The organism is Streptosporangium canum, assembly GCF_900113865.1.
GTDB lineage: Bacteria > Actinomycetota > Actinomycetes > Streptosporangiales > Streptosporangiaceae > Streptosporangium > Streptosporangium canum.
On the sequence record NZ_FOQY01000040.1, the window covers coordinates 1 to 26,669 of the forward strand.

The 26,669-nt window shown below is 71.6% G+C and carries 22 protein-coding genes and 1 pseudogene; 11 read left to right on the forward strand and 12 right to left on the reverse strand.

What is annotated here, in order from left to right; all coding sequences use genetic code 11:
* The 3 genes from BM085_RS45520 to BM085_RS36680 all read right to left on the reverse strand — a co-directional run.
* On the reverse strand, window positions 1-315 hold a 315-nt coding region (locus BM085_RS45520), incomplete at its 3' end, for a hypothetical protein (RefSeq protein WP_218158929.1).
* 261 nt (window positions 316-576) lie between these two features.
* Window positions 577-1,005: a protein-tyrosine phosphatase family protein gene (locus BM085_RS36675; RefSeq protein ID WP_093891375.1), complete on the reverse strand. Its 429-nt coding sequence runs from the start codon at window positions 1,003-1,005 to the stop codon at window positions 577-579.
* 219 nt (window positions 1,006-1,224) lie between these two features.
* Window positions 1,225-1,854, reverse strand: coding sequence for a TetR/AcrR family transcriptional regulator (locus BM085_RS36680; protein ID WP_093891424.1), 630 nt, complete (start codon window positions 1,852-1,854; stop codon window positions 1,225-1,227).
* An 83-nt stretch (window positions 1,855-1,937) separates the two neighbouring features.
* Between BM085_RS36680 and BM085_RS36685 the strand changes: the two genes are divergently transcribed.
* On the forward strand, window positions 1,938-2,330 hold the full coding sequence (locus BM085_RS36685; RefSeq protein WP_093891376.1) for a VOC family protein: 393 nt from the start codon (window positions 1,938-1,940) through the stop codon (window positions 2,328-2,330).
* Between the two features lie 48 nt (window positions 2,331-2,378).
* A complete protein-coding gene (locus BM085_RS44905; RefSeq protein ID WP_093891377.1) occupies window positions 2,379-2,948 on the forward strand; it encodes a hypothetical protein in 570 nt (189 codons plus the stop codon).
* Between the two features lie 108 nt (window positions 2,949-3,056).
* Here BM085_RS44905 and BM085_RS36695 read toward each other — a convergent pair whose 3' ends face one another.
* The 3 genes from BM085_RS36695 to BM085_RS36705 all read right to left on the reverse strand — a co-directional run bounded on the left by BM085_RS36695 (window position 3,057) and on the right by BM085_RS36705 (window position 5,198).
* The gene (locus tag BM085_RS36695) at window positions 3,057-3,356 is read right to left on the reverse strand and encodes a hypothetical protein (protein ID WP_093891378.1); all 300 of its coding nucleotides are present in this window, start codon (window positions 3,354-3,356) and stop codon (window positions 3,057-3,059) included.
* Between the two features lie 534 nt (window positions 3,357-3,890).
* The gene (locus tag BM085_RS45525) at window positions 3,891-4,280 is read right to left on the reverse strand and encodes a PASTA domain-containing protein (RefSeq protein WP_143121225.1); all 390 of its coding nucleotides are present in this window, start codon (window positions 4,278-4,280) and stop codon (window positions 3,891-3,893) included.
* Window positions 4,281-4,448: 168 nt separating this feature from the next.
* The gene (locus BM085_RS36705; RefSeq protein ID WP_093891379.1) at window positions 4,449-5,198 is read right to left on the reverse strand and encodes a TetR family transcriptional regulator; all 750 of its coding nucleotides are present in this window, start codon (window positions 5,196-5,198) and stop codon (window positions 4,449-4,451) included.
* A 90-nt stretch (window positions 5,199-5,288) separates the two neighbouring features.
* Between BM085_RS36705 and BM085_RS36710 the strand changes: the two genes are divergently transcribed.
* Together BM085_RS36710 and BM085_RS36715 are read left to right on the forward strand one after the other, a co-directional pair.
* Window positions 5,289-6,572, forward strand: a complete 1,284-nt coding sequence (locus tag BM085_RS36710) for an acyl-CoA dehydrogenase family protein (protein WP_093891380.1) — start codon at window positions 5,289-5,291, stop codon at window positions 6,570-6,572.
* 172 nt (window positions 6,573-6,744) lie between these two features.
* Window positions 6,745-7,221 carry an OsmC family protein gene (locus BM085_RS36715; RefSeq protein ID WP_093891381.1) on the forward strand — a complete coding sequence of 159 codons (477 nt, stop codon included), beginning with the start codon at window positions 6,745-6,747 and terminating at the stop codon, window positions 7,219-7,221.
* A 70-nt stretch (window positions 7,222-7,291) separates the two neighbouring features.
* On the opposite strand, the pseudogene BM085_RS36720 reads toward BM085_RS36715, so the two are convergent.
* Together BM085_RS36720 and speB are read right to left on the reverse strand one after the other, a co-directional pair.
* A pseudogene (locus BM085_RS36720) lies at window positions 7,292-7,516 on the reverse strand (IS5/IS1182 family transposase); the annotation flags it as partial.
* Between the two features lie 254 nt (window positions 7,517-7,770).
* The gene (speB, locus tag BM085_RS36725; RefSeq protein ID WP_093891382.1) at window positions 7,771-8,739 is read right to left on the reverse strand and encodes an agmatinase; all 969 of its coding nucleotides are present in this window, start codon (window positions 8,737-8,739) and stop codon (window positions 7,771-7,773) included.
* 175 nt (window positions 8,740-8,914) lie between these two features.
* Here speB and BM085_RS36730 point away from each other — a divergent pair, with 175 nt between their 5' ends.
* The 7 genes from BM085_RS36730 to BM085_RS36760 all read left to right on the forward strand — a co-directional run bounded on the left by BM085_RS36730 (window position 8,915) and on the right by BM085_RS36760 (window position 20,140).
* Window positions 8,915-10,537, forward strand: a complete 1,623-nt coding sequence (locus BM085_RS36730) for a N,N-dimethylformamidase beta subunit family domain-containing protein (RefSeq protein WP_218158930.1) — start codon at window positions 8,915-8,917, stop codon at window positions 10,535-10,537.
* A complete protein-coding gene (locus tag BM085_RS36735; RefSeq protein WP_218158931.1) occupies window positions 10,534-10,929 on the forward strand; it encodes a cupin domain-containing protein in 396 nt (131 codons plus the stop codon). Before BM085_RS36730 ends, BM085_RS36735 begins: the two co-directional genes overlap by 4 nt.
* A 59-nt stretch (window positions 10,930-10,988) precedes the next feature.
* Window positions 10,989-12,479 (forward strand): PucR family transcriptional regulator, encoded by a 1,491-nt coding sequence (locus BM085_RS36740; protein WP_093891384.1) that lies wholly within the window; start codon window positions 10,989-10,991, stop codon window positions 12,477-12,479.
* A gap of 247 nt (window positions 12,480-12,726) precedes the next feature.
* Window positions 12,727-14,217 (forward strand): APC family permease, encoded by a 1,491-nt coding sequence (locus BM085_RS36745; protein WP_093891385.1) that lies wholly within the window; start codon window positions 12,727-12,729, stop codon window positions 14,215-14,217.
* Window positions 14,210-16,777: a CehA/McbA family metallohydrolase gene (locus tag BM085_RS36750; protein ID WP_093891386.1), complete on the forward strand. Its 2,568-nt coding sequence runs from the start codon at window positions 14,210-14,212 to the stop codon at window positions 16,775-16,777. Before BM085_RS36745 ends, BM085_RS36750 begins: the two co-directional genes overlap by 8 nt.
* A 255-nt stretch (window positions 16,778-17,032) precedes the next feature.
* Entirely contained in the window at window positions 17,033-19,342 is a 2,310-nt protein-coding gene (locus BM085_RS36755) for a xanthine dehydrogenase family protein molybdopterin-binding subunit (RefSeq protein WP_093891387.1), read from the forward strand.
* A gap of 456 nt (window positions 19,343-19,798) precedes the next feature.
* Entirely contained in the window at window positions 19,799-20,140 is a 342-nt protein-coding gene (locus BM085_RS36760) for a histone-like nucleoid-structuring protein Lsr2 (protein WP_086577730.1), read from the forward strand.
* 649 nt (window positions 20,141-20,789) lie between these two features.
* Here BM085_RS36760 and BM085_RS36765 read toward each other — a convergent pair.
* The 4 genes from BM085_RS36765 to BM085_RS36780 form a co-directional block, all read right to left on the reverse strand.
* Window positions 20,790-21,953: an acyl-CoA dehydrogenase family protein gene (locus BM085_RS36765; protein ID WP_093891388.1), complete on the reverse strand. Its 1,164-nt coding sequence runs from the start codon at window positions 21,951-21,953 to the stop codon at window positions 20,790-20,792.
* Complete coding sequence (locus BM085_RS36770) at window positions 21,940-23,142, reverse strand: CaiB/BaiF CoA transferase family protein (protein WP_093891389.1); 1,203 nt, start codon at window positions 23,140-23,142, stop codon at window positions 21,940-21,942. Before BM085_RS36770 ends, BM085_RS36765 begins: the two co-directional genes overlap by 14 nt.
* 130 nt (window positions 23,143-23,272) lie before the next feature.
* A complete protein-coding gene (gene glpK / locus BM085_RS36775; protein WP_093891390.1) occupies window positions 23,273-24,739 on the reverse strand; it encodes a glycerol kinase GlpK in 1,467 nt (488 codons plus the stop codon).
* Between the two features lie 171 nt (window positions 24,740-24,910).
* Window positions 24,911-26,662, reverse strand: a complete 1,752-nt coding sequence (locus BM085_RS36780) for a glycerol-3-phosphate dehydrogenase/oxidase (RefSeq protein ID WP_093891391.1) — start codon at window positions 26,660-26,662, stop codon at window positions 24,911-24,913.
* Window positions 26,663-26,669: the final 7 nt, after the last annotated feature.

A 26,669-nucleotide genomic window follows, 5' to 3' on the forward strand; every position in this document is an offset into this window, starting at 1 on the left:
GGACTCCAACTCCCTGATGGCGGTGCGGGTCGCGTCGCGGCCGTCGGGGGCGGCGCAGATGATGCGCTTCTCCGAGATCCGGAACCCGGGCGCGTGGGAGTTCAGCCAGGCCAGGAGACCGCGGGCCTTCCACGACAGCCGTTCGTCGCGAGACCACCGGTGGGCGATCTTACTGAACCGGCTGGTAGGGGATGTCGCGCGCCGGACGCTCCGTCCGCGCTCCGAAACCGGGGGACGGGCTCGACGACGGGCGCTGAACGCCTGGTCAGACGGGGTGTTTGAAATGGGTGCGGACGCACCGATACCCTTGGGCATGGATCCTTCTCCTGTGCTAGCAGGTTGACTGATCAAGGCCTTGGGCCGGTGTTGATCGCACCGGCTCAGGGCCGTCTTCGTTTGCGCAGGTGACCGGGTTTCCGGTCATGCTCTTACGGGCTCCTGTGGTCTGTTCACAACCGCTTTCGCGCTGTGAGGCACTTTCTACACCCGGAAGGGGTGCTCAGGTGTCCTGATCGCGGAATGTACGGGTGCTCCTGGGCACGGGAGCGTCCCGAGGGCGTGACCGATGAGCGGGGCCTACCGGAAGCGGGAGACGAAGCGGCGCTGCCAGGGAGTCTCGACGGCGCGCGGGGCGTAGTGCGCGCGGACGTAGGCGACCGCCTCGCGGTTGGGCACCCCGTCGAGCACGGCGAGGCAGGCCAGGGCCGTACCGGTGCGCCCCTGACCGCCGGCACAGGCGACCTCGACGCGTTCGGTCTCGGCGCGTGCCCATGCCTCGCGCAGCGCGTCGCCGGTCGCCGTGCGGTCGGACGGCAGCCAGAAGTCGGGCCAGCGGAGCCAGCGGTTCTCCCAGGCGACGGGCGGGGGCTGGTGGCCCAGCAGGTAGAGGGCGAAGGCGGGCTCCGGGCCCTGCGGGAGCGGCCGGCTCAGTCCCCGGCCGCGGACGAGCCGGCCCGAGGGCAGTCGCAGCACACCCGCCGTCGTGGGCTCCCATGTAGTGATCATGGTGTGATCGTAACCGCCCCGCCCGGCCGGCGGGCAGGCGGTTTTCCGCTGCCGGACGGCCCCGGCCGACGCCCTTCCCGCCACGGATGCGGGCGGGCGGGCGTCCGCCGTCCTACGGCACTGCGGGCTATGGCGTTCCTTCCTGCGGCGTTCCGTCCTACGGTGCTCCGGGCTACGTCGTTTCGTCTTACGGCGCTCCGGGCTACGGTGCCGCGGGCTTCACCGGGGATCCGGGAGCAGGCCGTGAGCCAGATGATCCACAGCCCATGTCTCCCAGCGAGCCATGCTCCACGAGCATTCGCGGGTCAGTACGAGGAAGAGGTCCGGTGACAGCAGCGCGACGGTGACGTCGGCGGCCCGGCGCCGGGTCAGGCCCGGCCTCAGGGCGCGCAGGCCGGCGAGGACGGTGACGAACGTGCCATGGGCGGTGCGTCGTTGCTCACTGTTCTGCGCCCACTGGGCGGCCATGTCGGGATCGCCGGCCGCCGCGTCGCGCACCACCGCGAGGATGGGGGCGACCCGGTCGAGGATGACGCCGGACTCGTGGACCCACCGCCGGATGACCACCGCCGGGTCCCGCGCCGTCCTCAGCGCCGTGAACCAGGGCCGGTCGAGAAGCGGGACGGGCTCGTCGTCGCCCACCGAGGCGACGTCGACGACGTGTTTGAGGAGTTGGCTCTTGTTCCCGTAGTGGAAGTAGACGGTCGGGGCCGACACGCCGGCGGCGTCCGCGACCTCCTGGAAGGTCGTCCCGGTGTAGCCGCGGGTGGCGAACAGTCCGTGCGCGGCCTCGACGATGCGGCGCCTGGTCTGCGCGGACCTCCGGCTGAGACCATTGACCTCTGACACCAAATTATAGTAACACTCTAAAATGTGACTCTAATCTCTTCGGCTCCGTGCAGGCGGCCGGCACCGGCCGGGAGAGGTGATCGATGACGGCGTTGAGCGGATTCCATCACGTCAAGCTGCCCGTCTCCGACGTGCGCAGAAGCATCGAGTGGTACCGGCGCGTGCTCGGCTTCGACGTGGCGATCGAGTTCGTCGAGGCGGGCGTGCTGCGCGGCGTGGCGCTGCGCGACCAGGCGGACACCCTCATGCTGGCGCTGCGCGAGGAATCTCGGCTGGCCGGGCAGATGTGCGGATTCAACCCCGTCGCGCTCGGCGTGCCGACATACGACGCGCTACGGGAGTGGTCGGACCACCTGGACGCCACCGGCACGCCTCATTCCGGGATCACCGAGGGCAGCGTCGGATGGCTGATCGGTGGCATAGCCGACCCCGACGGCATCGAGATCCGCCTCTACACCCTGCAGCAGCGCACCTGAGCTCTACCGGCCCGCCTTCCCGCCCTCGACCCCCCCGGGAGTATCGGCATGACCGTCGTCCACCGTTCATCGTCGCCCCACCGCCCCTCCGCGCGGAGGGCTTTCCTGCCGGCCCTCACCCGCGTCCTCGCCGGACTCGCCCTCGCCGCAGGCTCCGTCGTGGTCATCCCGGCCGCCGCCCAGGCGGTCACCGGGGCGCCGGCCTCCGCGACCGCCCAGGGGCCGGCGGCCTCCTGGAAGTCGTGGGGGCCGCACAGCGCTCCGGGGAAGAAGGCCACGGCCGAGGGCCGGCTCAGGGCGATCGGCATCAACCCCGATCTCTTCCAGCCGGTCGGCACCGTCCAGGTGAGAGGCAAGGTGACCGACCGCACCCCCGACGACTCCGGCTGCGCGTGGGCGGTCTTCCGGATCACCTACCGGACCGGCGACGGGAACCTGCCCTTCACCCACAAGTACTTCCGCGACTGTACGGCCTCGGCCCCCACGTCCTTCAGCTTCTCCCACCGGAACGTCTACCAGGTCGAGCTGAAGGTGTGCAGCCACGGCAAGGCCAGGAAACCGACCCTGAACTGCCTGTACGCCGGCACCTGGAAGCTCCTCTACCTGGCCTATCCCTGACCTCCGGCGGGGCCGTACCCGGGCAGGGGGAGGAACCGCGCTCCTCTTGCCGCGAAGATTGCCGCGAAGAGCGCACCGTGCCCGTGGCGGGGGCGTACGGCGGGCCTGTCAGTTGTTGATGCCGGAGCCGCCACCGCTGCTGCCGGGGCCGTGGTCGTCGTCGAGGTCGCCGATGATGTCCTTGCCGACACCGCCGCCCTTGCCGTGCCCGCCTCCGCTGTGCCGGGCACGGCACTTGGCCGGGTTCTTGTGCTTCGAGCAGGGCTTCTGAACGGTAGTGAGATGGGATGCGGAGGTGCTTCTGGCCGTGCTTTCGGCACCGGCGGACTGGGCCGGCATCGTCACCGGAGCGATGAGGGCGGAGGCGACCATCGTTCCGGCCGCGAGAGCGTTCCTGATTTCGATCATGACAGATCACTCCACGTCGAATCGGTTGCGCCCTGGGCGATGCCCGGGCTGGCAGGACGCCGTGCCGGTATCGCGGACGACGCCGACACGGCGTAGAACAGGGACTCCAGGTGAGGCGGAGCTGGAACTCCACGTTAGGCGGAGGGAACTTCGACGGTCATCCAGAGAAGCCCAAAGCCTTCGGCCGATCGGATTACCCTCAGATAGCGGACAGGCGCCGAAAGGAAGCTTTCGGTCACAGTCGGTTACTGACCGTCGCCGGAGGCCCATGCTCCCATGAGGGGACCTCGGGGCCGGATGGCAATGGCCCGGTAGGTCATCCCGGTGCCGGCGGCCTGGGCGCGGTTAAGGATCTCGCCAACCTGCCGGCTGCCCGAGGTCCCCGGCACGCCTCGCCACGTCCCGCCGGGCCGCCCTGAGCCTCGGCGCGGCAGCCGTCCGGCCGCCACGCTCCCCGGCCCGCCGTACATCTCCCGCTCCCGCTCCTGGTGCCGGCGCCGCTCCCGCTGCCGGGCTCGGGCTTTCGGGCTCCTCCTACTCGCCGTACTTCTTGGCGTACAGGGTGACCCGTGTGTCGGTCGCGACCTTCTGACCGGCCGCCGGATCCTGCTCGGTGATCACCCAGTTGCGGTCGAAGATCTGGAGCCGGCCCTGACCTGTGGAGTCCTGGTCGTCCAGGACGTAGAAGCCCGCGGCCTGCATCGTGTCCTGTCCCAGCTGCAGGTTCATGCCGACCACGTCGGGGAGCGACTTCCTCTCCGCGGCCGGTTCGCCGGACTTGGCGGGCCCGTCCCCGGCGTCCCCGGTGAGGGGGGCGGGCTGGGGCGTGGTGACGGTCACGGCGGGGACGGCGGCACCCGCGCCGCCGCATCCGGTGAGTACGGCGCCGAGCGTGACGGCGGAGAGGAGGCGGCTGAACTGCATCAAGGGGCTCCCGAGGGTGAGGGAAGGGACGGGTCTGAGACGCGCCCTGATCGCTGTCGGTCAATCCTCCGTCACTCTTCGCTGATTTCCGGTGTCCCGCGCCGGAGGGCCCGGAGGAAACCTGTGTGAAGGCGGTCCGGCCGGTGTCCTCCCGGGGGAGGCCGGCTCTCAGGCGCCGGTCACGGCGTCGCGTTCGGCGGCGAGCCGGAGGGTCTCCTCCGACAGCGGCGCGAGCAGGAGTGCGGCGACGAGGTCGGTGAGGTGGCCGACGAACAGCCGGTCGTCGGCGTGCGGCCCCGACCGGGCCCGCCGGCCGAGCTCGACCATGGTGAACCGGATGGCCACCAGGCGCCGGTGCAGCCGGACCGCGTCCTGCTGGAGCACCGGCGCGGCCAGCCGCCGCCAGCGGTGGATGCTCCCGGCGGGGTCGTCCTGCTCGGCCGTGGCCAGTGATGCCGCGGGGTGGTTGATGAGCTCGGCCGTGATGCGCAGGTAGGCCGGGCCGCCGTCGGGGTCGGCCAGCTTGGCGGCCGGCGGGTGGACGAGGGCGGCGGCCAGCGAGAGCGCCGGCGGGTGGACGAGGGCGGCGGCCGGCGAGAGCGCCTGAGGATGGTCGGGCGCGTCGGGTCGGGGTGTCCGGGGATGGCCGGGCGTGCCGGGCCGCGGTGCTTCGGGGTGGCCGAGCTCGTAGGCGTCGAGCATGGCGTGCCGTCGCTCGTCGACGTCCCTGGCGTGCTTGTCGAGCACGGCGCGCAGCAGCCCGGCCCGGTCGCCGAAGTGGTATTGCAGCGCGGTCGCGTTGCGCGCCCCGGCGGCCCGGACGATCTCGTTCAGGCTGACGGCCCCGATGCCCCGGGTGGAGAACAGCTCCTCGGCCGCGGCGATCAACCGCTCGCGGGTCCCCGTCAGACGTGTCATCACGCCTCCCGGCCGTTGACTGTTAATGCGGTCACATTATAAGTTCGCGCCGAACCGAACGTTATTCGGATAGGGCATCAGGGAGGCGCCATGTGGGACTTCTTCACAGAGCCGGAGTTCCAGAGGAAGCTCGACTGGATGGACGCCTTCATCCGTGACGAGGTCGAGCCGCTCGACCTCGTCTTCGGCGGTCACGCCCACCGGGACATGGACGACAGGCTGCGCGGGATCGTCGAGCCGCTCAAGCGGCAGGTCAAGGACCAGGGCCTGTGGGCCTGCCATCTGGGCCCCGAGCTGGGCGGTCAGGGATACGGGCAGCTCAAGCTGGCCCTGATGAACGAGCTCATCGGCCGGTCCGGCTGGGCGCCGGTCATCTTCGGCTGCCAGGCCCCCGACACCGGCAACGCGGAGATCATCGCGATGTACGGCACCGCCGAGCAGAAGGAGCGCTACCTCCAGCCGCTGCTGGACGGCGAGTGCTTCTCCGCCTACTCCATGACGGAGCCGCACGCGGGCGCCGACCCGCGCCTGTTCCGCTGCCGCGCGGTACGGGACGCCTCCGGGGACTGGGTGATCAGCGGGGAGAAGTACTTCACCTCCAACGCCTCGTCGGCGAGTTTCCTGATCGTGATGGCGGTGACCGACCCCGAGGCCCACCCCTACAAGCGGATGTCGATGTTCCTCGTGCCGACGGCCACGCCCGGCGTCGAGATCCTGCGGAACATCGGCACGATAGGCGAGCGGCCCGGCCACGGCGCGCACGCCCACATCCGCTACGACGACGTCCGCGTCCCGCCGGAGGCGCTGCTCGGCGAGGAGGGCGGCGCCTTCGCCGTCTCCCAGGCCCGTCTGGGCGGCGGGCGCATCCACCACTCGATGCGCACGGTGGCGGCGGTGAAGAAGGCCTTCGACATGATGTGCGAGCGGGTGCTCTCCAGGCAGACGCACGACGGGTTGCTGGCCGAAAAGCAGATGGTGCAGGCCGCCATCGCCGACTCCTACATCCAGATCCAGCAGTTCCGGCTGATGATCCTGCACACCGCGTGGCTGATCGACCAGTCCTCGACCAGGGAGGCCCGCACGCAGATCGCGGCCTGCAAGGTCGCCGCCGCCAGGGTCTTCCACGATGTCGTCTACCGCGCGATGCACATCCACGGCGCGCTCGGCGTCTCCAACGAGACGCCGCTCGCCAGGCTCTGGCAGAGCGCGCCGCTGATGGGCATCATGGACGGCCCCACCGAGGTGCACCTGGCCTCCATCTCCCGGCGGGTGCTGCGCGACTACTCCCCGGCCGAGGGGCCGTGGCCGACCGAGTTCCTGCCCGACAGGACCGCCGCCGCGCGGGCCAAGTACGGGCTCTCCGGGAGTGGGTGAGGGGTGCCGGTCGCCGTCCAGGGTGCACCCGCCCTCGTACGGGCTCTCCGGGAGCGGGCGACGAGGCTGGTCGCCGCCCAATTGTGCCCGCCCGGCCCCGGTGCCACGGAGCCGGTGTCACCACGGGCACAATCACCATGGGCACAGCCGCTTCGGACGGAAGGAGAAGGCGATGGCGAGGGTTCACCACTACGAGGTGGACGTGACGTGGACCGGGAACAGCGGCACCGGCACGAGCGCCTACCGCGCCTACGAGCGGGCGCACGAGATCGGCGCCGACGGCAAGACGCCGATCGCCGGTTCCTCCGACCCGTCGTTCCGAGGTGACCAGGACCGGTGGAATCCCGAGGAGCTCCTGGTCGCCTCGCTGTCGCAGTGCCACATGCTCTGGTATCTCGGCCTGTGCGCCGGAGCCGGAGTCGTGGTCACCGCCTACACCGACCGCCCGCGCGGCACCATGCTGGAGGAGGCCGGGGGCGGCGGCCGTTTCGAGGAGGTCGTGCTGCGGCCCCGGGTGACCGTCGCCGCTCCGGAACAGGTCGAACGCGCCACGGCACTGCACGGGCGCGCCCACGAGATGTGCTTCATCGCCAACTCCGTCAACTTCCCGGTCCGCCACGAGCCCGTTGTGATCTGCAGCCCGGACTAGGGCCTGTGTGATGTTGTGATCAACAGGTCGTCTGGAGGAGGTCGCCGATCCAGATGATCGACGCACGAAGGATGACCGCTTTGATATGGCGTTCGCGCAGGTAGGCGCGGTTAGCGCGGCAGGAGTGGGCCTTGTCGCCGGCGACCACGCCGGGTGCGGGGGCGGGGGGGCGGGGACGGCCGACGGGCAGGCGAATGCGCACCTTCTGGAGCACGGGGACGAGGTGCGGGCTGTCGGCGGCCTGTCCCGCGGCCAGGACGAACGCCAAAGGGCGGCACCTGCGGTCGGCGGCCAGCCGCGTCACCTCCAAGGGCCTCGCGACCGAATACGTGCACTGGGCCACAGGCACCGCTCGCCTCTTGCTCCGGCTGCTCCGTGGGGAACCTACGGGCCGCTCTTCCTCGCAGACCGGCGCGCACCCGCCGCCGACCCCGCCGCCGACCCCGCCGCCCGCCGCCGACCCCGTCGCCCGCCGCCCGCCGACGGCCCCGCTGACCGCTCCAGAGCGGCGACCTGCAAGGGTTATTCCTTACGGAGGGCGGCATCGGCTCAGCCACGCTCGGCGGGCGTGCCGTGCTTCTCGTTCAAGGCGAAGAGGCTGACCAGGTCGTACGCGACGTGCGAGGCCGCGACCGAGGTGATCTCGGCGTGGTCGTAGGCCGGAGCCATCTCCACGACGTCCGCGCCGACCAGGTTCGCCCCCGCCAGGCCACGCAGGATCTCCAGTAGCTCGCGGCTGGTCAGACCGCCCGCCTCCGGGGTCCCGGTACCGGGCGCGTGCGCCGGGTCGAGCACGTCGATGTCGATGGACAGGTAGAGCGGCCGCTCCCCGATCCGCTGCCGCAGCGCGTCCACCACCTCATCCACGCCGCGCCGCATGACGTCGGCGCTGGTCACCACGCCGAAGCCCATCCGCCGGTCGTCGTCGAGGTCCTTCTTGGCGTACAGCGGGCCGCGGGTGCCAACGTGGCTGAGCGCCTCGGTGTCCAAGATGCCCTCCTCCACCGCGCGCCGGAACGGCGTGCCGTGGGTGTACTCAGCTCCGAAATAGGTGTCCCAGGTGTCCAGATGTGCATCGAAGTGCAGCAGCGCGACCGGACCGTGGACGCGGGCGGCGGCGCGCAGTAGCGGCAGCGCGATGGTGTGGTCGCCGCCGATGGTGACCAGGCGGGTGCCGTCAGCGGTCAGCGCGGAGGCCGCCTCCTCGATGGTCTCGACGGCCTCGTTGATGGCGAAGGGGTTGCAAGCGATGTCCCCGGCGTCGGCGACCTGCTGGGTCGCGAACGGTGAGACGTCCAGGCCGGGGTGGTAGGGCCGCAGCAGGCGGCTGGCCTCGCGGACGGCCGAAGGGCCGAACCGTGCGCCGGGCCGGTAGGAGACCCCGCTGTCGAACGGCACGCCGACGATCGCCACGTCGGCGCGCCCCACCTCCTCCAGGCGGGGCAGCCGGGCGAAGGTCGCCGGGCCGGCGAAGCGCGGGATGCGGGAGGAGTCGACGGGTCCTCGGGGCTCGGCCATCGTGGTCGGTCCTTTCACGAAGAGGCGGCGGACGCGGGCCGACACTAGCCGGAGCGGGGCGCGCCGCCTCTGGCTGGACCGTCCATGAGAGACGGGAGGCATTGTACGATTCATCCACTTTCGCGTCACCGGCCCGTTCATAGACTCGGTCTTCACGTACGAGCCGAGGAGAATCGTGAGCGAAAAGATCACAGCGGCCAGGCTTCCGGCCGCCTTCGCCTGGTCGCCCAAGGGCTGGCCGTCGGAACGCGCGTTCGTCACGCCGGACACGGCCGAGGTCTGGTGCTACACCGACCGGTTCTCCTACCTTCCGGGTGAGACTGTGCGATTCCACCTCAGCGCGAGCGTCCCGTCCTTCGACCTGGAGGTGGTCTGCGACGGACTGGAGCCGCAAGTGGTGTGGTCGCGGCAGGGCCTGTCGGCGGGCCGCTTCGAGGCGCCGGCCGATGCGCACGCCGCCGGCTGCGGCTGGCCGGTGGGGCTGGAGCTGGAGATCCCGGACGACTGGCGGAGCGGCTTCTACATCGTGACCGTCCGCGCGACCTCCCCCGAGGGCGAACTGTGGGAACGCGACCACTTCTTCGTCGTGAAGGCCCCGGCGCACCGGCGGGCCCGCACCGCGCTCGTGCTGACCACCAGCACGATGCTGGCCTACAACGACTGGGGTGGCGCCAACCACTACCGTGGCCTAGGGGACGACCCGCGCCACGACGCCGGGTCGCCGCTCGCCTCGACGCAGCGGCCCATCGCCCGGGGCATGATCCGCAAGCCGGCCGGGGCGCCGCGCGAGGCCAACCCGGGTGTGCTACCCATCGGCGGCGCCCCCCGCTACCCCTCCTATGAGTGGGCGCGCCTCTTCGGCTACAGCCGCCACCATGCCGACGCCTTCTGGGCGACCTACGAGCGGCATTTCGTGGTGTGGGCCGAGCGCAACGGATACGAACTGGACTACCTGACCCAGCACGATCTGCACTTCGACCCGCAGGCGCTCGACGGGTACTCCTGCGTCGTCATCATCGGCCACGACGAGTACTGGTCGTGGCCGATGCGCGACACCGTCGACGCCTACGTGGACGGCGGCGGCAACCTCGCCAGGTTCGGCGGCAACTACCAGTGGCAGGTGCGGCTCAGCGAGGACGAGACCACACAGTATTGCTACCGGCTGCCGTCCCTGGACCCCGCCGCCGACGAGACGCCCCACCTCGCCACGACCGTGTGGGAGGCGAAGTCGGTCGGCCGACCTGGCGCGACCACCATGGGCCTCAACGGTCTCGGCGGGATCTACAACCGCTACGGCGTGGCCACGCCCCGCTCGTCGGGAGGATTCACCGTCTACCGGCCGCACCACTGGGCGATGGAGGGCACCGACCTCTACTACGGCGACCTGCTCGGCGGCCCTCCCTCGTTCCTGGCCGCCTTCGAGTTGGACTCGGTCGAGTACACCTTCCGGCGCGGCCTGCCGTACCCGACGTTCGAGGACGGCGCCCCGAAGTCCCTGGAGATCCTCGCTCTCGCACCCGCCGTACGTGGTGAGGAGGACCGCTTCGGCGGCCGCGTGCCGATCGGCGGGCCCGAGGAAGAGGTCTACGACTACAACCAGGACCTCGGCGACGATCTGCCCGACTACGTGCACGAAGGCGAGATGCGCGGCGCCGGGATGATCGCGGCCTTCACCCGCGGGGACGGCGAGGTCTTCAACGGCGGCAGCACGGAGTGGTCCCACGTCCTTAGTCTCGGCGACCCGTTCGTCGAACGCATCACCCATAACGTCCTTCGCCGCTTCGGAGCCGCCTCGTGACCACCTCGACGAACCCCGTTCCGGCCTCCGAGGCCGGCATTGACCAGGTCCGGGCCATCGACGCCCGGAACGGCGAGCGCTTCGTGCCGCCGCTGAGCGACTACCACCTCCTGTCCTCGGAGTGGAGCGAGGAGGAGTTCCGCGTCTTCGGCGGCGCGGCGACCTCCTATACCGGCGGCTTCTGGAGGGGCGAGCCCGGCGCCGTGCGCTTCGACTCCTGGCCGTACGACGAGATCTGCTTCATCCTCAAGGGCCGAGTCGCCGTCCAGGACGCCGAGGGGCAGCGCAAAGAGTTCGGCGTCGGCGAGTCGTTCCACATCCCGCAGGGCTTCCGCGGCGACTGGATCACCGTGGAGCCGAGCGAGAAGATCTTCATCGCGGTCAGTCGCTGAGCCCGGCCGCTGGCACGGCCGGCGGCGAGGGCACCACGACGACGACATAGGGTTACAGCATGGTCCCGCTTCGCGTGTTCGTCGCCCAGCTGGGCCTGGCGGTCCTGTCGGGCGAGGACCACCTCGACGCCCCGGTTCGCTGGGTGCACGTCAGCGAGCTGACCGATCCCTCGCACTATCTGCAGGGCAACGAGCTGCTGCTTCTCGCGGGCACCAACCTACGGCCCGAGCAAAGCGCGGAGTACGTGCGTTTAGTCAAGGCGGCCGGCATCACGGCACTCGGGTTCGGCGTGACGCCGGTCTTCGACCGCGTGCCCGACCAGCTCGTGACCGCCTGCTGTGAGCAGGATCTTCCGCTGCTGGAGATCCCCGCCTCGGTCGCGTTCGAGTCCTGCGCCGAGTTGCTCTACGGCGAGCTCCTCTCATCGGAGCTGTCGGAGATCAGACGGCTGACCGAGGCGCAGCGCGCACTGATCAAGACCGCCACCGGCCCGTCGCCGCTCACCAGGACGCTGCAGCTGCTGGCCGCGCACACCGGCGGCTGGGCGGTGCTGTACGACCGGGTCAGGGGACGGGAGTGGTCCGGCGGGGTGCCGCGCATCGACGCCGACGTGCGCGCCGCCATCGACCGGATCTGCGTGAGCACTCGCCCGACGAGCGCCACGATGAGCTCGGTCGACCAGCGCGTCATGGTGCAGTCGGTGGCCGGACCGCTGCCCTGCGGCTACGCGCTGGCGGTCGGCGCCCCGATGGTGGCCGGGGTCACCGACCACGCCCTCATACTGACGGCGGCCTCCCTGCTCAGCCTGATCATCCCGGACCCGACGGACAACTGGCCCTCCCACCAGGTCGGCCAGGCGGCGCTCGCGCTGGCGCTCGACCCGCACTCGCCCCGCTGGATCCAGCACGCCGCCGCCGTCTTCGGGGTGCAGGGCTCGGGATCCCTCTGGCGGGTCCTCTGCGCGCGCACCACGGATCGGGCGGCCGACACCCGCACCCGCACCCGTACCCGGCTCGGCGAGTTGGCCTCCCTGCTGGCGTCCCCGTTCGTCGACCAGGACGGCGTGGTGTTCATCGCCCTGCTGCCCGAATCCGCCCCGCTCTCCCAGATCACCGATGATCTTACCCATGCCGGCTGGCTGGCCGGCATCAGCTCGGCCCATCCCGTGACGCGGCTGCGCGCGGCGCACGAGGAAGCCGGCCAGGCGCTGCGTACGGCGCTGTTCCAGGGCAGCTGCGTGGTGAGCGATACGGAGATCGACGGGTTGGCGGGGGCGCTGGACATGAGACGTCTACGGCACTACGCCGACCGCCGGTTCCGGCCACTGCGCGAGCGCCGCCAGCAGGACGCCGCCGATCTGCTCACCACTTTGCGGGTCTGGCTGCGCCACAACGGCCACTGGGACCGCACCGCCGATGAGCTCGGCGTCCACCGCAACACCGTGCGCCACCGGATCGGGCAGGTGGAGGCGAGCCTTGGCTGCCAACTCGCCGACGCGGACACGCGGGTGGAGCTGTACCTCGCCCTCCGGACCCTCGAAGAGCTCTGAGCTTGATCTGACTCTCCCCGAACCGGCCAGAGCCTGGGCGTTTCGCGGTATCTGTGCCGTAGTGTACGGAACATACATCGCTGGCAGCGAAGTCTGGACGGATTGTCAATCGTCGGCTCGCCGCACCCGCCATAGGCTCCAGCGTTACATCGGCCCGGCGCGCACCCGCCCCCCAGGCTTTCTCCTCTCTCTTCTCTTCCTGCTTCTTCCGCGCGCCGGTGTACCGCCCGCAGTAAGGAGCGACCCCATGCCAGGTCATGTCACCGAGAGTTCCCCGAACGCGCCCAATGCCCTGGCCGGCGATGCCATGGGAACCAAGGACCTCATCTTCACGGTCCTGGCCGCGCTGGCGCCCCTGACGCTGATCGTCGCCGTCGCGCCACTGCACTTCCTCATGGGCGGCGCATCCGTACCGGGCGGATACCTAGTCGCCGGCGTGGTCATGGCGCTCTTCGCCGTCGGTTTCATGACCATGAGCCGCTACGTGCGCAACGCGGGCGCCTTCTACGCCACCATCTCCCGCGGTCTCGGCAAGCCGGTCGGCTCGGGGGCGGCGATGCTCGCGATCGCGGCCTATAACGCGCTGCAGATCAGCACATACGGCGCGCTCGGCGTCTACGCCACGCAGACCTTCAAGAACTACTTTCACCGCGACGTGCCGTGGTATGTGTTCGCGCTCGTCTGCGTGGTCCTCGTCGCCTGGCTCGGATATCGCGGCATCCACACCAGTTCCCGGATCCTCGGGGTCCTGCTCGTGCTGGAGACGGCCGTCCTGGTCGTGCTTGCGGTGTATGTCCTGGCGAAGGGGGGAGCCGGTCACTGGTCCGCCGAGTCGTTCGCGCCGGGCAAGGTCCTCGACCCGCGCAACGGGGCCATGTTCGCCCTCGTCGCCGGAGCCTTCATGGGATTCGAGGCCACTGCGATCTTCAGCGAGGAGGCACGCGGCGGCATCAGGACGGTCCGGCGCGCCACCTACATCGCGGTCGGGTTCATCGCCGTCTTCTACGCCTTCATCACCTGGATCGTCGTCATGGCGTACGGCGCGGACAAGATCGCGGCGGCGGCCGAGGCAGACCCGGTCAACCTCGTCGTCGCCGTCTTCGACGCCTACGTGCCCGCCCCGATCACCGAGGTGATGCACGTCCTCCTGCTGACCAGCGCGTTCGCCGCGCTGCTGGCCTTGCACAACGCGGCCAACCGCTACTTCTTCGCGATGGGCCGCGAGGGCCTCCTGCCACGCGCCCTGGGCCGAGTCCACCCGCGGACCAAGGCCCCGTGGGTCGCGGGCCTCGCACAGACCGCCCTGGCGGCAGTGGCCGTCGCCGCGTTCGCCGCCTTCGGGCTCGACCCCTACCTGGGCCTGCTCCTATGGGGGAGCACGCTCGGCTTCCTCGGGATCATCAGCCTGTGGGCGCTGTGCTGCCTGGCGATCATCCGGTTCCTGCGCCGTCAGGCGCCCGAGGCCGGGCTGTTTCGCACCACGATCGCCCCCGGCCTCAGCTTCCTGGCCCTGGCCGTGGTGCTTTTCCTCGTTTTGACCAACCTGCCGCTGCTGACTGGCGCGGGCACCGCCACCAACGTCGTCATCGTCGGCGTCGGCCTGGCCGCCTTCGTCATCGGCGTCGCCCGTACGCTGCGCCTGCGCGCCCGCTCTCCCCAGCTCTACGCCGGGCTGGCCCGTACATCCGTCGACGAGACGCCCGCCGGGCGGGAGGAACTGGTGTCTGACCATGGCTGAACACGACGCCCACCCCGGCCGCTACCCGGCAGACTCCGAACGCGGCTACCGGCCGATGGACCTAACGGGCGTGCTCAACGCGCCCCGCTCGATCCTCGACGACGGCGACTCCTACCCGCTTGGGGCGCGGACGCTGTACGGCATCCCGTTCCTGTTCGGCGACGAGCGCGCCGCGGACGCGGCGCTGCTGCGGGTCGCGGGCGGCGCCGTCACCATACCGGTGGAGCGCGCCTTCGAGTGGATGGTGATCGCGCACGCCCTGGAGTCGCCCGACCTGTTCGACGGCCAGATGGTCGGCGACGTCTGCGCGCACTACACGCTGGTGTACGAGAACGGCGGCACCGAACGGCTGCCGGTGCGCCAGCGTTTCGAGATCGGCCCGACGCCGCGGCTGTGGAGTGACAGGGCGATCCCCCTCGACTGGGGGCAGACCCCGTTCCTGGCCGTGCCCGATGCGCAACACCGGCTGATGCCGCGCACCCACGGCCGCTTCGACGCGGCGGGCGCGCGGTTCGTCGACATCGACGACCCCCAGGCCAGGTCGCCATACGTACTGCCCTACCGGTTCTATCTGTGGCCCTTCAGGAATCCCCGGCCGGGCGTGAAGGTCCACAGCCTGAAGATCAGCTCGTTGGGACCGAGCGTCCTCATCGGCGCCGTGACCACCAGCGACCTGGATGAGGATCCGTTCGGACGCACGGTGTGGCGGGACGTCCTGATCGACCTCGACCCGTCGCTCGGCCCGGTCACGGAGGACCTGGCGGTCACCGTCGATCGCGGTTCCGCCACCTACCTCTACCGCCGCCTCAGCGCGGACGCCTCGGAGGACAGGGCCGGGGGCGCCAGCACACCGGCCTGGGGGGCGCCCGTCGAAGACGAGCACCGCGCGTACGTGCGCGTCGCTGCGACCCCGTCGGCGCGGCTGACCCTCACCCGTAGGACGTCCGTCATCGGCACCTGCGGCTGGGACGAGCTGCTCACCGCCGGACGGCGCAGCGACGGCGGGGTCGCCTGGCGGGTTCCCGACGCCGATCGGGCCTGGGTGCGCACCGTGGTCAGGGACGCCGCCACCGGCGAGCCGGTCCCATGCCGGATCCATTTCCGGTCCGCCGACGGCGTGCCGTACCCGCCGCACGGCCACCACGGGCACATCAACTCAGACGGCAACACCTGGAACCTCGACATCGGCGGCGATGTCCGCCTCGGGGCCACGACGTACTCCTACATCGACGGCACCTGCGAGGGCTGGCTGCCGCTGGGCGAGGTCACGGTCGAGGCGGCCCGCGGGTTCGAATACCGGCCGATTCGCACGGTCGTCACGATCCGGCCGGGCCAGGCCGAGCTCGAACTGACCCTGACCCGGATGGCCGACCTGGCGGCGACCGGCTGGTACAGCGGCGACACCCATGTGCACTTCGTCTCGACGCTGGGCGCCGAACTGGAGGCGCGCGGCGAGGACGTGCGCATTACCAACCTCCTGCTCAGCCAATGGGGCCACCTGTTCACCAACACCGAGGAGTTCACCGGCCGGCCCCACACCTCCGCCGACGGCCACACACACGTCTTCGCCGGGCAGGAGAACCGCAGTGGCATGCTCGGGCATATCAACCTGCTCGGGCTGCGCCGCCCGATCATGCCCTGGTGCACCGGCGGCGCGGAGGAGTCGGAACTCGGAGGCGGCCTGGAGAGCACGCTGTCACGCTGGGCCGACGAATGCCACGAGCAAGGCGGCACCGTCGTGCTGGCGCATTTCCCAGTGCCGAACGGAGAGGCGGCCGCACTCCTCGCCACAGGACGCCTCGACGCCGTCGAGATGATCGCCTATGACCCCTATAACATCCAGGAGTACTACCGCTATCTCAACGCCGGCTATCGGATCCCCCTGGTGGGCGGCACGGACAAGATGAGCAGCGAGGTGCCGATCGGTCTCATCCGCACCTACGCCCATGTGCCGCCGGAGCAGGAACTGGACTACTGGGCCTGGTGCCGGGCCGTACGGCAGGGAACGACGTTCGTGACGAGCGGGCCGCTCCTACACCTGGACGTGGACGGCCGCCGCCCCGGGCAGGAGGTCCGCGTGACCGGGAACGGCACCGTCCGGGTGGAGACCCGAGCCGAGTCCATATTCGACCTGGAGCGGATCGAGATCGTGGTGAACGGCCGCGTCGTCGCCGAGCGCCGCTCGCCGCATCCGGCGCACGCGCTCGAACTGGCCGCCGACGTGCCCGTCACCGAGGACGCCTGGATCGCGGCACGGTGCTACGGGCCCGGCGCGGACGTCGCCCGGCACCACGACGTGTGGGGCCGCCCGATCATGGCGCACTCCTCGCCCGTCTACGCCCGAACGGGGGACGGCTACGGCAGGTTCGACGAGGCCACGATCCGGCACATGCTCAACCTCATCGACGGTTCCCTGGCCTACATCGATGAGCGCAGCCGCAGCGTGTGGCCCGGTCGAGCCTGCCACAGGCACGGACAGGAGGACCACATGGCCTTCCTGCGCGCGCCATTCCTCCAGGCCCGCGAGCTGCTGCGAGCGCGAATGGCCCGGCGTCGGTAAGCGAATGACGCCCACCCCGCCGGCGGACCGACAACGAAACCGACCACGCAGGAGACCGCGGTGTATACGGCGATCACGCTGGTGCACCGGTTCCAGAACAGGGCGCTCGTCAAGCAGACGACCTGTTGATCACAACATCACACAGGCCCCAGTCCGGTCAGGTCTGCGTCTACGCGGCCAGGCCAGGCCTACGCGGCCGGGGCCGTACGGCACGGCGGTCTTGGCGAAGGCGGCGGCGGCACTCACAATCAGGCCATGAGCGATGGTCATCCGTACGTCGGCGCCCGGGCTCCCCGCCGTGAGGACTCCCGCCTGCTGTCCGGGCGGGGGAGGTTCGTCGGCGACGTCCGCCTGCCCGGCATGGTCCACGCGGTGGTCGTCCGCAGTCCCATAGCGCACGGGCGGGTGACGCGACGCGCCGTCGAGGCCGCCCGCGCGGCCGACGGGGTGCTGGACGTCATCACCGCCGACGACGCGGCCACGGTCCGGCTGCCGTGCGTGTCCCTGGCGCCGGGACAGCGTGAGAGCTCCTACCCGGTGCTGGAGGAGGTGATCCGCTATGCCGGGCAGCCGCTCGCCGTCGTCGTCGCGCGGACCGCGGAGGCCGCCCACGACGCGGCGGGGCTGATCGGCCTCACCTTCGAGGAGTCGCCCGCCGTGATCGGGGTGGAGACGGCGATCGGGAGTGACGCCCCGCTGCTGTATCCCGGCTGGGGCACCAACCTGGTCACCGATTTCGCGGTCGGCGACACCGACTGCGAGGAGGCGATCGCGGGCGCGGCCCATGTCGTCGACATGACGTTCCGGCTCGGGAGGGCCGCGCCCAGCCCGGTCGAGCCGCGCGGGATCGTGGCGGCCTACGCCGAGGAGGCGCTGACGATCTGGGCCGCCGCCCAGGCCCCCCACCATGTGCGCGACCACGCGGCCGAGGCCCTCGGGCTCTCCCACCACCGGGTGCGCGTCATCGGATGCGACGTCGGGGGAGGGTTCGGCGCGAAGGAGCACCTCTATCCCGACGAGGCGCTGGTCTGCCTGGCCGCGATCCGCCTCGGCCGCCCCGTGACGTGGACCGAGTCGCGCAGCGACCACCTCGTGGCCACGCTGCCCGCCCGCGACGCGGTGCACCGGGGCCGGCTGGCGCTGGACGCCGACGGCCGTTTCGTCGCCCTGCACTGCGACATCCTGGGTGACCTGGGCGCCCACCCGTCGAACGTCGGCATCGCCCCGATGGCCGTGTCGGCCATCATGCTGCCCGGGCCGTACCGTTTCGACAGGGTGGGGGCACGCCTGCGCGCCGCCGTCACGACGACCACGCCGACCGGCTCCTACCGGGGATTCGGCCAGCCCGAGGTGACCTGGACCAGGGAGCGGCTGATCGACGAGGCGGCGCGGCGCCTGGGGCTCGACCCCGTCGAGGTACGGCTGCGCAACATGATCGGCCCCGAGGAACTGCCCTACGCCACCCGCACCTGGCAGTCCTACGACTCGGGAGACTATCCGGGCGCCCTGCGGACGCTGCGCGATCTCGCACGGGCCGAGCCGTCGCGCGACGGGCGCAGGCGCGGGGTGGGGTTCTCCTGTCACGTGGAGGCCACCGGCATGGGGCCGTCCATGGGGATGAAGGCCGCGGGCCAGGCGGCCGGCGGGTTCGAGACCGCGATCGTGCGGATGGACCTCGACGCCTCGGTCGTCGTGCACGCCGGGGTGGCGGGGATGGGACAGGGCATCGAGACCACGCTGGCCCAGCTCGCCGCCGACGCGGTCGGCGTGCCGCTGGACTGGGTCCACGTGGTGCTCGGCGACACCTCCGCCACGCCGTACTCCCCGGTCGGCTCCATCGCGAGCCGCTCCCTGGTGGTCGGCGGCGGGGCCCTGAACCGGGCGGCGGACCTGCTGCGCGACAGGATCGTGGCCATCGCCGCCCATCAGCTTGAGGTGGCCCCGGACGACCTGGAGATCATGGACGGCGCCGTACGGGTGAAAGGCGATCCCGCCGCCCACCGGACCCTGCGGGAGATCGCCACCTCGGCGTGGCGCGGCTGGGACCTGCCCGAGGGGATGGCGCCGGGCCTGGAGGAACGGGTCACCCACGACCCCAGCGCCTACACCTACGCCTACGGCGCGCACGCGGCGGCCGTGGCCGTGGACGAGGAGACCGGGGCCGTCGAGGTCGAGGGCTACTGGGTGGTCGGCGACTCCGGCGTGCTGGTCAACCCGGCGATCGTCGAGGGCCAGCTGAGGGGCGGGGTGGCCCAGGGGATCGGCATGGCGCTGACGGAGGAGGTCGTCTACTCCCCGGACGGGCAGCCCTCGGCGGACTACCTCCTGCCGACGGTGCGGGAGATCCCGGAGATCGCCGTCGTCCTGATGGAGACCCCGTCCCCCATCACGCCCGGCGGCATGAAGGGCGCGGGCGAGGCGGGCACGATCGGCCCGCCCGCGGCCGTCGGCAACGCGGTGGCCGCGGCCCTGCCCGAGATCGCCGGCCGGATCACCGCCACCCCGCTGACCCCTCAGGCCGTGTGGTCCCTGCTCGACGCGGACGGTGAATCCGGAGAAGTTTGACGGACGGCCCGATTCCGGGAATGCGGTTCAGACGGATCTGCTCGGCGGACCCCGGAAAGAAGGTCCACCCGGGTCTCGTCGGCAGGCCGCCGAAAGAGGACTCACACGTGGCCGGCCGGCGGGCCGCCGAAAAAATCCCCCGCATACCGGGGCCGGCGCACTAACGGGACTGCGCGAGCCTCGGTCTTTCCTTACTTCTCTGTTGCCATCCGCTTCACTTCCAGGGCATGAGGAGACGGGCGGGCATCTGATCCGGATGAGACCTTGAGGCGGGTTCTTGGGACTCTTGGCCCTATGCCTCATAGTCTTTTGGCTGATATTGGTTTCCCTGTCCGCCCGCATGGAATTGCAATGAAAGAGAAGATGTACCGGAGCGACTAAGCCCCTTCGCCTCGCAGCGTCTAGTGGAGCCGCTAAGGTACCGCCAGCATCTAAACGTCGTTTTGGAGGGTGATCATGGCCAAGCAGATCGTGGAGACTTTCATCGACGACCTTGACGGTGGTGTGGCAACGGGCACCGTCGCCTTCGCCATCGAAGGTTCGTCCTATGAGATCGACCTGTCAGAGGAGAACGCGGACAAACTTCGTGCGGTGCTCGCGCCGTTCATCACCAAGGCCCGTCCGGTGCGCCAGGAGCGACCGGGACGTGGCCGCAGGGTCAGCGCCGCCGGTGGGCGTGCTCTGGACCGTGAGAAGAGCGCGGCGATCCGCACGTGGGCGAAGGAGCACGGCCTCAACGTCAGCGAGCGCGGCCGGATCGCCTCGAAGGTCGTTGAGCAGTACGAAGCGGCGCACTAGCCGGCGGAGAGGCTCTCCCGCCTGAACGGAGGCGGGGAGCCTCTTTCCGTCCACTGCTGCGGCGACCGGCGGTCCTTGGACCTGGTTTCTGCCGGTTGCATTCGTGTCTGTGATTATCTCGTGCTTAATCCTGTTCATGGTCGGGGGCGGTCCGCGTGCATGTGGAAACCGGTGGCAGCGTAACCGTCCGGGCGAGTTAACCCCGCCCCGCCGTCAAACTGGCGGAACAACTCCAGAACCGCCGCCCGGCGGCGGCGGTGAGATGGAAGATCCCCCGTGAAATCGTGGTGGCGCCCGCTTGGAGAACCGTGGCGGCCTCCGCTCGCAGAACCGGTGCACAAGCCCACGGATAGAAACCGGTGCACAAGCCTGCGGATAGAACCGGCGCACAGCCCGCGGATAATGGTCCATGGAAACAGAGAAAGCCTCCTCTCTGCGGCGAGATCCGCAGAGAGAGGGGCTTTCTCCGCACCGCCCGCCGAGATCGGGGCGGCACGGGTCATCCCGGCAGCCGGCCGGAGACGGCCCCCGTCCGGCCGAGGATCAGCGCAAGGGCGAGGATCAGCGGAAGGGCGAGGGTCAGCGAAGGCGGACGATCAGCGGAAGGCCGAGGGTCAGCGAAGGCGGACGATCAGCGGAAGGCCGAGGGTCAGCGGAAGGCCGAGTGGCCGGTGACCGCCCGGCCGAGGGTGAGGGCGTGGATCTCCGCGGTGCCCTCGTAGGTGGCGACGCTCTCCAAGTTGACCATGTGGCGCATCACGGGGTACTCAAGCGTGATCCCGCTGGCCCCGTGGACGCCGCGCGCGGTGGCGGCCACCCGCTGGGCCGCGCGGACGTTGGCGAGCTTGCCGAAACTGATGTGCGAGTGGTGGGCCCGTCCCTCGTCTTTGAGGCGGCCGATCCGCAGGGCGGTCAGGTTGGCCTGGTTGACGTCCACCAGCATGTCGGCGATCTTCCCCTGGGTCAGCTGGAAGGCGGCGATCGGCCGTCCGAACTGCGTACGGGTCCGGGCGTAGTCCAGTGCCGCCTCGAAGCAGTCCCTGGCCGCTCCCGCCGCGCCCCACACGATGCCGAACCGGGCCTCGGACAGGCAGGTCAGCGGGGCCTTGATGCCCTCGGCGAGCGGCAGCGCCGCCTCGTGCGGGAGCCGTACACCGTCGAGGACGAGTTCGGAGGTGATCGAGGCCCGCAGCGAGAGCTTCCCGTGGACCACGGTGGCGGACAGGCCCGGCGTGCCCCGGGGGACGAGGAACCCGCGGATGCCGTCCTCGGCCTGGGCCCAGATGACGGCGACGTCGGCGACCGCCCCGTTGGTGATCCACATCTTGGTGCCGTCGAGGACCCAGTCCGTCCCGTCCCTGCGGGCCCGGGTGCGCATCGAGCCGGGGTCGCTGCCCGAGTCGGGCTCGGTCAGGCCGAAGCAGCCGAGGGCCTCGCCGGCCGCCATGCGCGGCAGCCACTCCAGCTTCTGCTCCTCGGACCCGTACCGGTGGATCGCGGTCATCGCCAGCGAGCCCTGGACGGACACCAGGCTGCGCAGCCCGCTGTCCACGGCCTCCAGCTCGCGGCAGGCCAGGCCGTAGCTCACCGCGTTCGTTCCCGCGCAGCCGTACCCCTCCAGGTGCATGCCGAACACGCCCAGCGCGCCCAGCCCCTTGGCCACCGCGTGCGGATCGGGGATGGTGCCGGCCTCGAACCAGCCGGCGACGTGCGGCAGGAGCTCGGCGCGGCAGTAGTCGCGTACGGCGTCGCGGATCGCTCGCTCCTCGTCGTCCAGGTCGCGGTCGACTTCCAGGAAATCATGCGGGTTCAACGGGGCCTCGCTTGGCTTGGTGAGCGGCTTGACGGATGACGCCCGCCCGCTCCAGGAGGGCGATGCGGTCGTCGGTGACGCCGAGCTCGGTCAGCAGCTCATGGGTGTGCTGGCCGAGCAGCGGCGGGGGAACGATGTCGCGGTCGGCGGGGACGCTCTCCAGGGTGAATCCGGTGCGGACGAGCTCCAGCGGGCCCGCGGTCGGATGCCGGACCTGGAGGGTCGCGCCGCCGGCCGTCCGGATCGCGTCCAGGACGCCCCGGATCTTGCCGGCGGGGACTCCGGCGGCGCCGAGCAGCGCGAGCCACTCGTCCACCGGACGGGCCGTGAAGACGGCGGTGAGCTCGGCGATCAGCGCGTCGCGGTCGCGCACGCGCCCGGCGTTGGTGCGGAAGCGGGCGTCGGCGCCCAGGTCCTCCCGCCCGATCGCCGCGCACAGGGCGCGGAACAGCCGGTCGTTGCCCGCGGCGACCACGAACCGGCCGTCGGCCGCCTCGAACGTCTGGTACGGCACCACCGTCGGGTGCGCGTTGCCGTAGGCGAGCGCCTCCTCGCCCGAGACCAGCGCGCTCTGCGCCACGTTGACCAGCCCGGACAGCGCCGAGCCGATGAGCGACACCTCGACCCGCTCGCCCTGCCCCCGGGTCGCCCGCCGGTGCAGCGCGCCCAGGATCGCGACGGCCGCGTTGAGCCCGGCGAGCACATCGGTGATCGCGACGCCGACCTTGCTCGGGGTCTCGCCGGTGATGTGCATGTAGCCGCTCTCGGCCTGGATCGTCGCGTCGAAGCCCGGCCGGTCGCCGCCCGGGAACCCGATGATCGAGCAGTACACGACGCCCGGGTTGGCCTGCCGTACCGACTCGTGCCCGACGCCCAGGCGCTCGGCGACCCCGGGGCGGAAGTTCTCGATGACCACGTCCGCGTCCGCGCACAGCCGCTGGGCGATCTCGCGGCCGGAGGGGTGCTTCACATCGAGCGCGACGCTCCGCTTGCCGCGGTTGACGGCGAGGTAGTAGGCGGCCTCGCCGCCCGCGTACGGCGGGCCCCAGGCCCGGGTGTCGTCGCCGTGCTCCGGATGCTCCACCTTGACCACGTCCGCGCCGAGCTCGGCGAGGATCATGGTGGCGTACGGCCCGGCCAGGACCCGGGAGAAGTCGGCGACCCGGATCCCGTCGAGGGGGCCCGTCATCGCCCCTCCCACCGGCCCGAAACAGCCCGCGCCCGCCCGTCCGGACGGAGGACCGGGCCGGTGGGCGGGGGCCGCCGGGCGGGGGAGGGGGCCGGGGCGCCGTGCCCGGAACGCCGGGCGGGGGGCGGGTTCACGACCCGAACCGCCGGGTCGCGTCCACCGCTTCGAGCCAGCGCCGGTAGCCGTCCTCCGGGATCTCGCGGGGCGAGAAGACCCTGCCGCCGCCCCGCACCTCGGCGACCTCCGCCAGGTCGCCCCAGACGCCGCCCGCCAGGCCGGCCAGGAAGGCGGCGCCGAGGGCGGTGGCCTCGGTCGTCTCCGGCCGCACCACCGGCCGGCCCAGGAGGTCGGCCTGGATCTGGCAGAGCAGGTCGTTGGCCGCGGCCCCGCCGTCCACCGCCAGGTGGGACACGGGGATGCCCGCCGTGCCGCTGACGGCCTCGACGACGTCGCGGATCTGGTAGGCGATGCCGTCGAGGACGGCCCGGGCGAGATGGGCGCCGGTGGTGCCCCGGGTGATGCCCAGCAGGGCGCCTCTCGCCCGCGGGTCCCAGTGCGGGGTGCCGATGCCGGTCAGGGCCGGAACGAAGATCAACCCTTCGCTGTCGGGCACGGACGCGGCCAGCCGCTCGCTGTCGGCGGAGTCGTCGATCACGCCCAGCCCGTCGCGCAGCCACTGCACCGCGGCTCCGGTGACGAACACCGATCCCTCGACGGCGTACTGGACCGGGTCGCCGCCGAGCTGCCAGGCGACGGTGGACAGCAGTCCCGCGCCGGCCGGAGCGATCTGGTCGCCGGTGTTGACCAGCAGGAAGCTGCCCGTGCCGTAGGTGCACTTCATCGCGCCGGGCGTGAACGCGGCGTGGCCGAACAGCGCGGCCTGCTGGTCTCCCGCCACTCCGCAGATCGGCAGGTCCAGCCCGAGGAAATGGTCGGGCGCGGTACGGCCGATGAGCGCGCTCGACGGGACGATCTCCGGCAGCGCGGCCTCCGGCACGTCGAAGAGCTCGGCCAGCTCCGCGGACCAGCCGGCCGTGGCCAGGTCGAACAGGAGGGTCCGCGAGGCGTTGGACGGGTCGGTGGCGTGCAGCCGCCCGCCGGTGAGCCGGGCCAGCAGGTAGGAGTCGACCGTGCCGATCGCGACGCGGCCCTCCCGCACCCTGGCCCAGACCTCCGGGAGGTTCCCGCGCAGCCAGGCCAGCTTGGTGGCGGAGAAGTAGGGATCCAGCGGGAGCCCGGTGAGCTCGCGGATCCGCGGCTCGTGCTCCCGGAGCCGGTCGCACTCCCCGGCGGAGCGGCGGTCCTGCCAGACGATCGCCCGGGTCGCCGGCCGCAGGGTCGCGCGGTCCCACAGGACGACGGTCTCGCGCTGGTTGGTCAGCCCGATGCAGGAGACGGGTACGGCCGCCGCGGCGAGCGCGTCCGAGCAGGCCTGCAGCGTGGCGGTCCAGATCTCGTCCGGGTCGTGCTCGACGAGGCCGGGCGCGGGGAAGTGCTGCGGGAACTCGCGGTGGCCTCGGGCGAGGACACGCCCGTCCTGCGCGATCACGAGTGAGGTGACGCCGGTGGTCCCGGCGTCGATGGCCAGAACGGTCATACGGCGCCTCCCCGGAGGCCGGTCGGTTCGGTGGTGCGGTGGCGGGTCATACGGCGCCTTCTCTGGGGGCGGACCGGGCCGGTTCCGGCGTGAGTGGTGCGGTGGCGGGTCATGCGGCGTCTCCCCGGGACCGGGCCGGGCCGGTTCCGGCGTGAGCGGTGCGGTGGCGGGTCATGCGGCGCCGCTCCAGCGGTCGGCGAGGTCGGCGAGCAGCGGGACGAGCTCGGCGTCCTCCGAGGTGGCCAGCGCCGAGCGCGTCACGCCGGCCGCGCGGGCGTAGCTCTCGGCCTGCTCGGCCGCCCAGTTCCCGGTACGGCCCAGCGCGCCCGCCAGCAGCCCGGCCACGTGCGGCGCGGCGCCCGCGCCCCCGTCGGCCGTCTCCAGGCCGGCCCGGCTGCGGCGCCGCAGCACGTCGTCGACGGTCATCGCGGCCTCGTGCCGCGCGGCGTACAGGACCTCGGCCGCCAGCAGCGACGGCGCGCCCGGCACGGGCTCCAGCAGCGCGGGGTCCCGGCGCCCCGTGGCGAGCAGCGCGGGGTAGTCCGAGCCGTAGCGCTGCGCCAGCCGTTCCACGGCCCGCACCGGAAGCCCGGCGGCCAGGGCCGCGGAGTCGCGGCGGGCCCAGGCCTGGGCGAAGCCGCTGGAGCCCACGAGCCCGAGGTGCTCGGTGGCGGAGGCGCGGGGCGCGGGCAGCCCGGCGACGGCGGCGTCGACCGCGTCGCGGGCCATCACCCGGTAGGTGGTGAGCTTGCCGCCGGCCACGACGACGCAGCCGGGCGCGACCTCCCTGACCACGTGCTCGCGGCTGATCGCCTGAGTCTTCTGCCGGTCGGGCTGGTCCACCAGCGGACGCAGGCCGGCGTAGACGCCGAGCACGTCCTCGGGGACCAGCGGCTCGCGCAGCCAGTGGTTGGCCTGCTCCAGCAGGTAGCGGACGTCGGCGCCGGTGGGCAGCACCGGACCGGGGCCGATCTCCCACGGGGTGTCGGTGGTGCCGAGCAGGACGACATCGCCGGTGGGGATGACGAACAGCACCGAGCTGGGCGTCCGGGCGATCAGGGCGCTGTCCATCGGCAGCCGCTCGCGGGGGAGCACCAGGTGCACGCCCTTGGAGGCCCGCACGCGCACCTGACCGGTGCCGAGCATCTTCTGGGTCAGCCCCGACCAGGGGCCGGTCGCCAGCACCACCCGGCGGGCGCGGACGGTGAACTGCTCCCCGGAGAGGGTGTCGGTGCAGGTGGCCACGGTGTGCCCGGGGCGGGTGGCCAGGCCGGTGACCTGGACCCGGCTGAGCACGGTGGCGCCCTCACGCGCCGCCGTACGGGCCAGGGCGAGCACCAGCCGGGCGTCGTCGACGTGGCCGTCGTCGTAGGACAGCGCGCCGACCGCGGCGTCCGGGCGGAGCTGGGGCGCCTGCCTGAGCAGGGCCCGCCGGGTGAGGTGGCGGTGGCGGCGGAAGCCGTGCCGGTCACCGATCCCGGCGAGGGCGTCGTAGAGGGTCAGCCCGGCCCCCACGTAGCCGCGTTCCCACACCCGGTGGGTCAGCGGATACAGGAAGGACATCCGGCGCACCAGGTGCGGCGCCAGGTCCTGGAGCAGGCCGCGCTCGTGCAACGCCTCGCGGACCAGCCCGAACTCCAGCTGTTCCAGGTAGCGCACGCCTCCGTGCAGCAGGCGGCTGGAGTTGCTGGAGGTGCCCGAGGCGAGGTCGCCGCCCTCCAGCAGGGCGGTGGTCAGGCCCCGGGAGGCCGCGTCGAGCGCCGCTCCCGCGCCGGTGGCGCCGCCGCCGACCACCAGGACGTCCAGGAGGTCGCGGGTCAGCTCGGTCAGGTCGCAGTCGCGGCGCAGCGGGTCGAGCGCGGCGCCGGCGCCGAAGGGCAGCCCGGCCGCGAACGGCTCGGGCCCGTCGTGGGCAGATGTCATCTCTCGC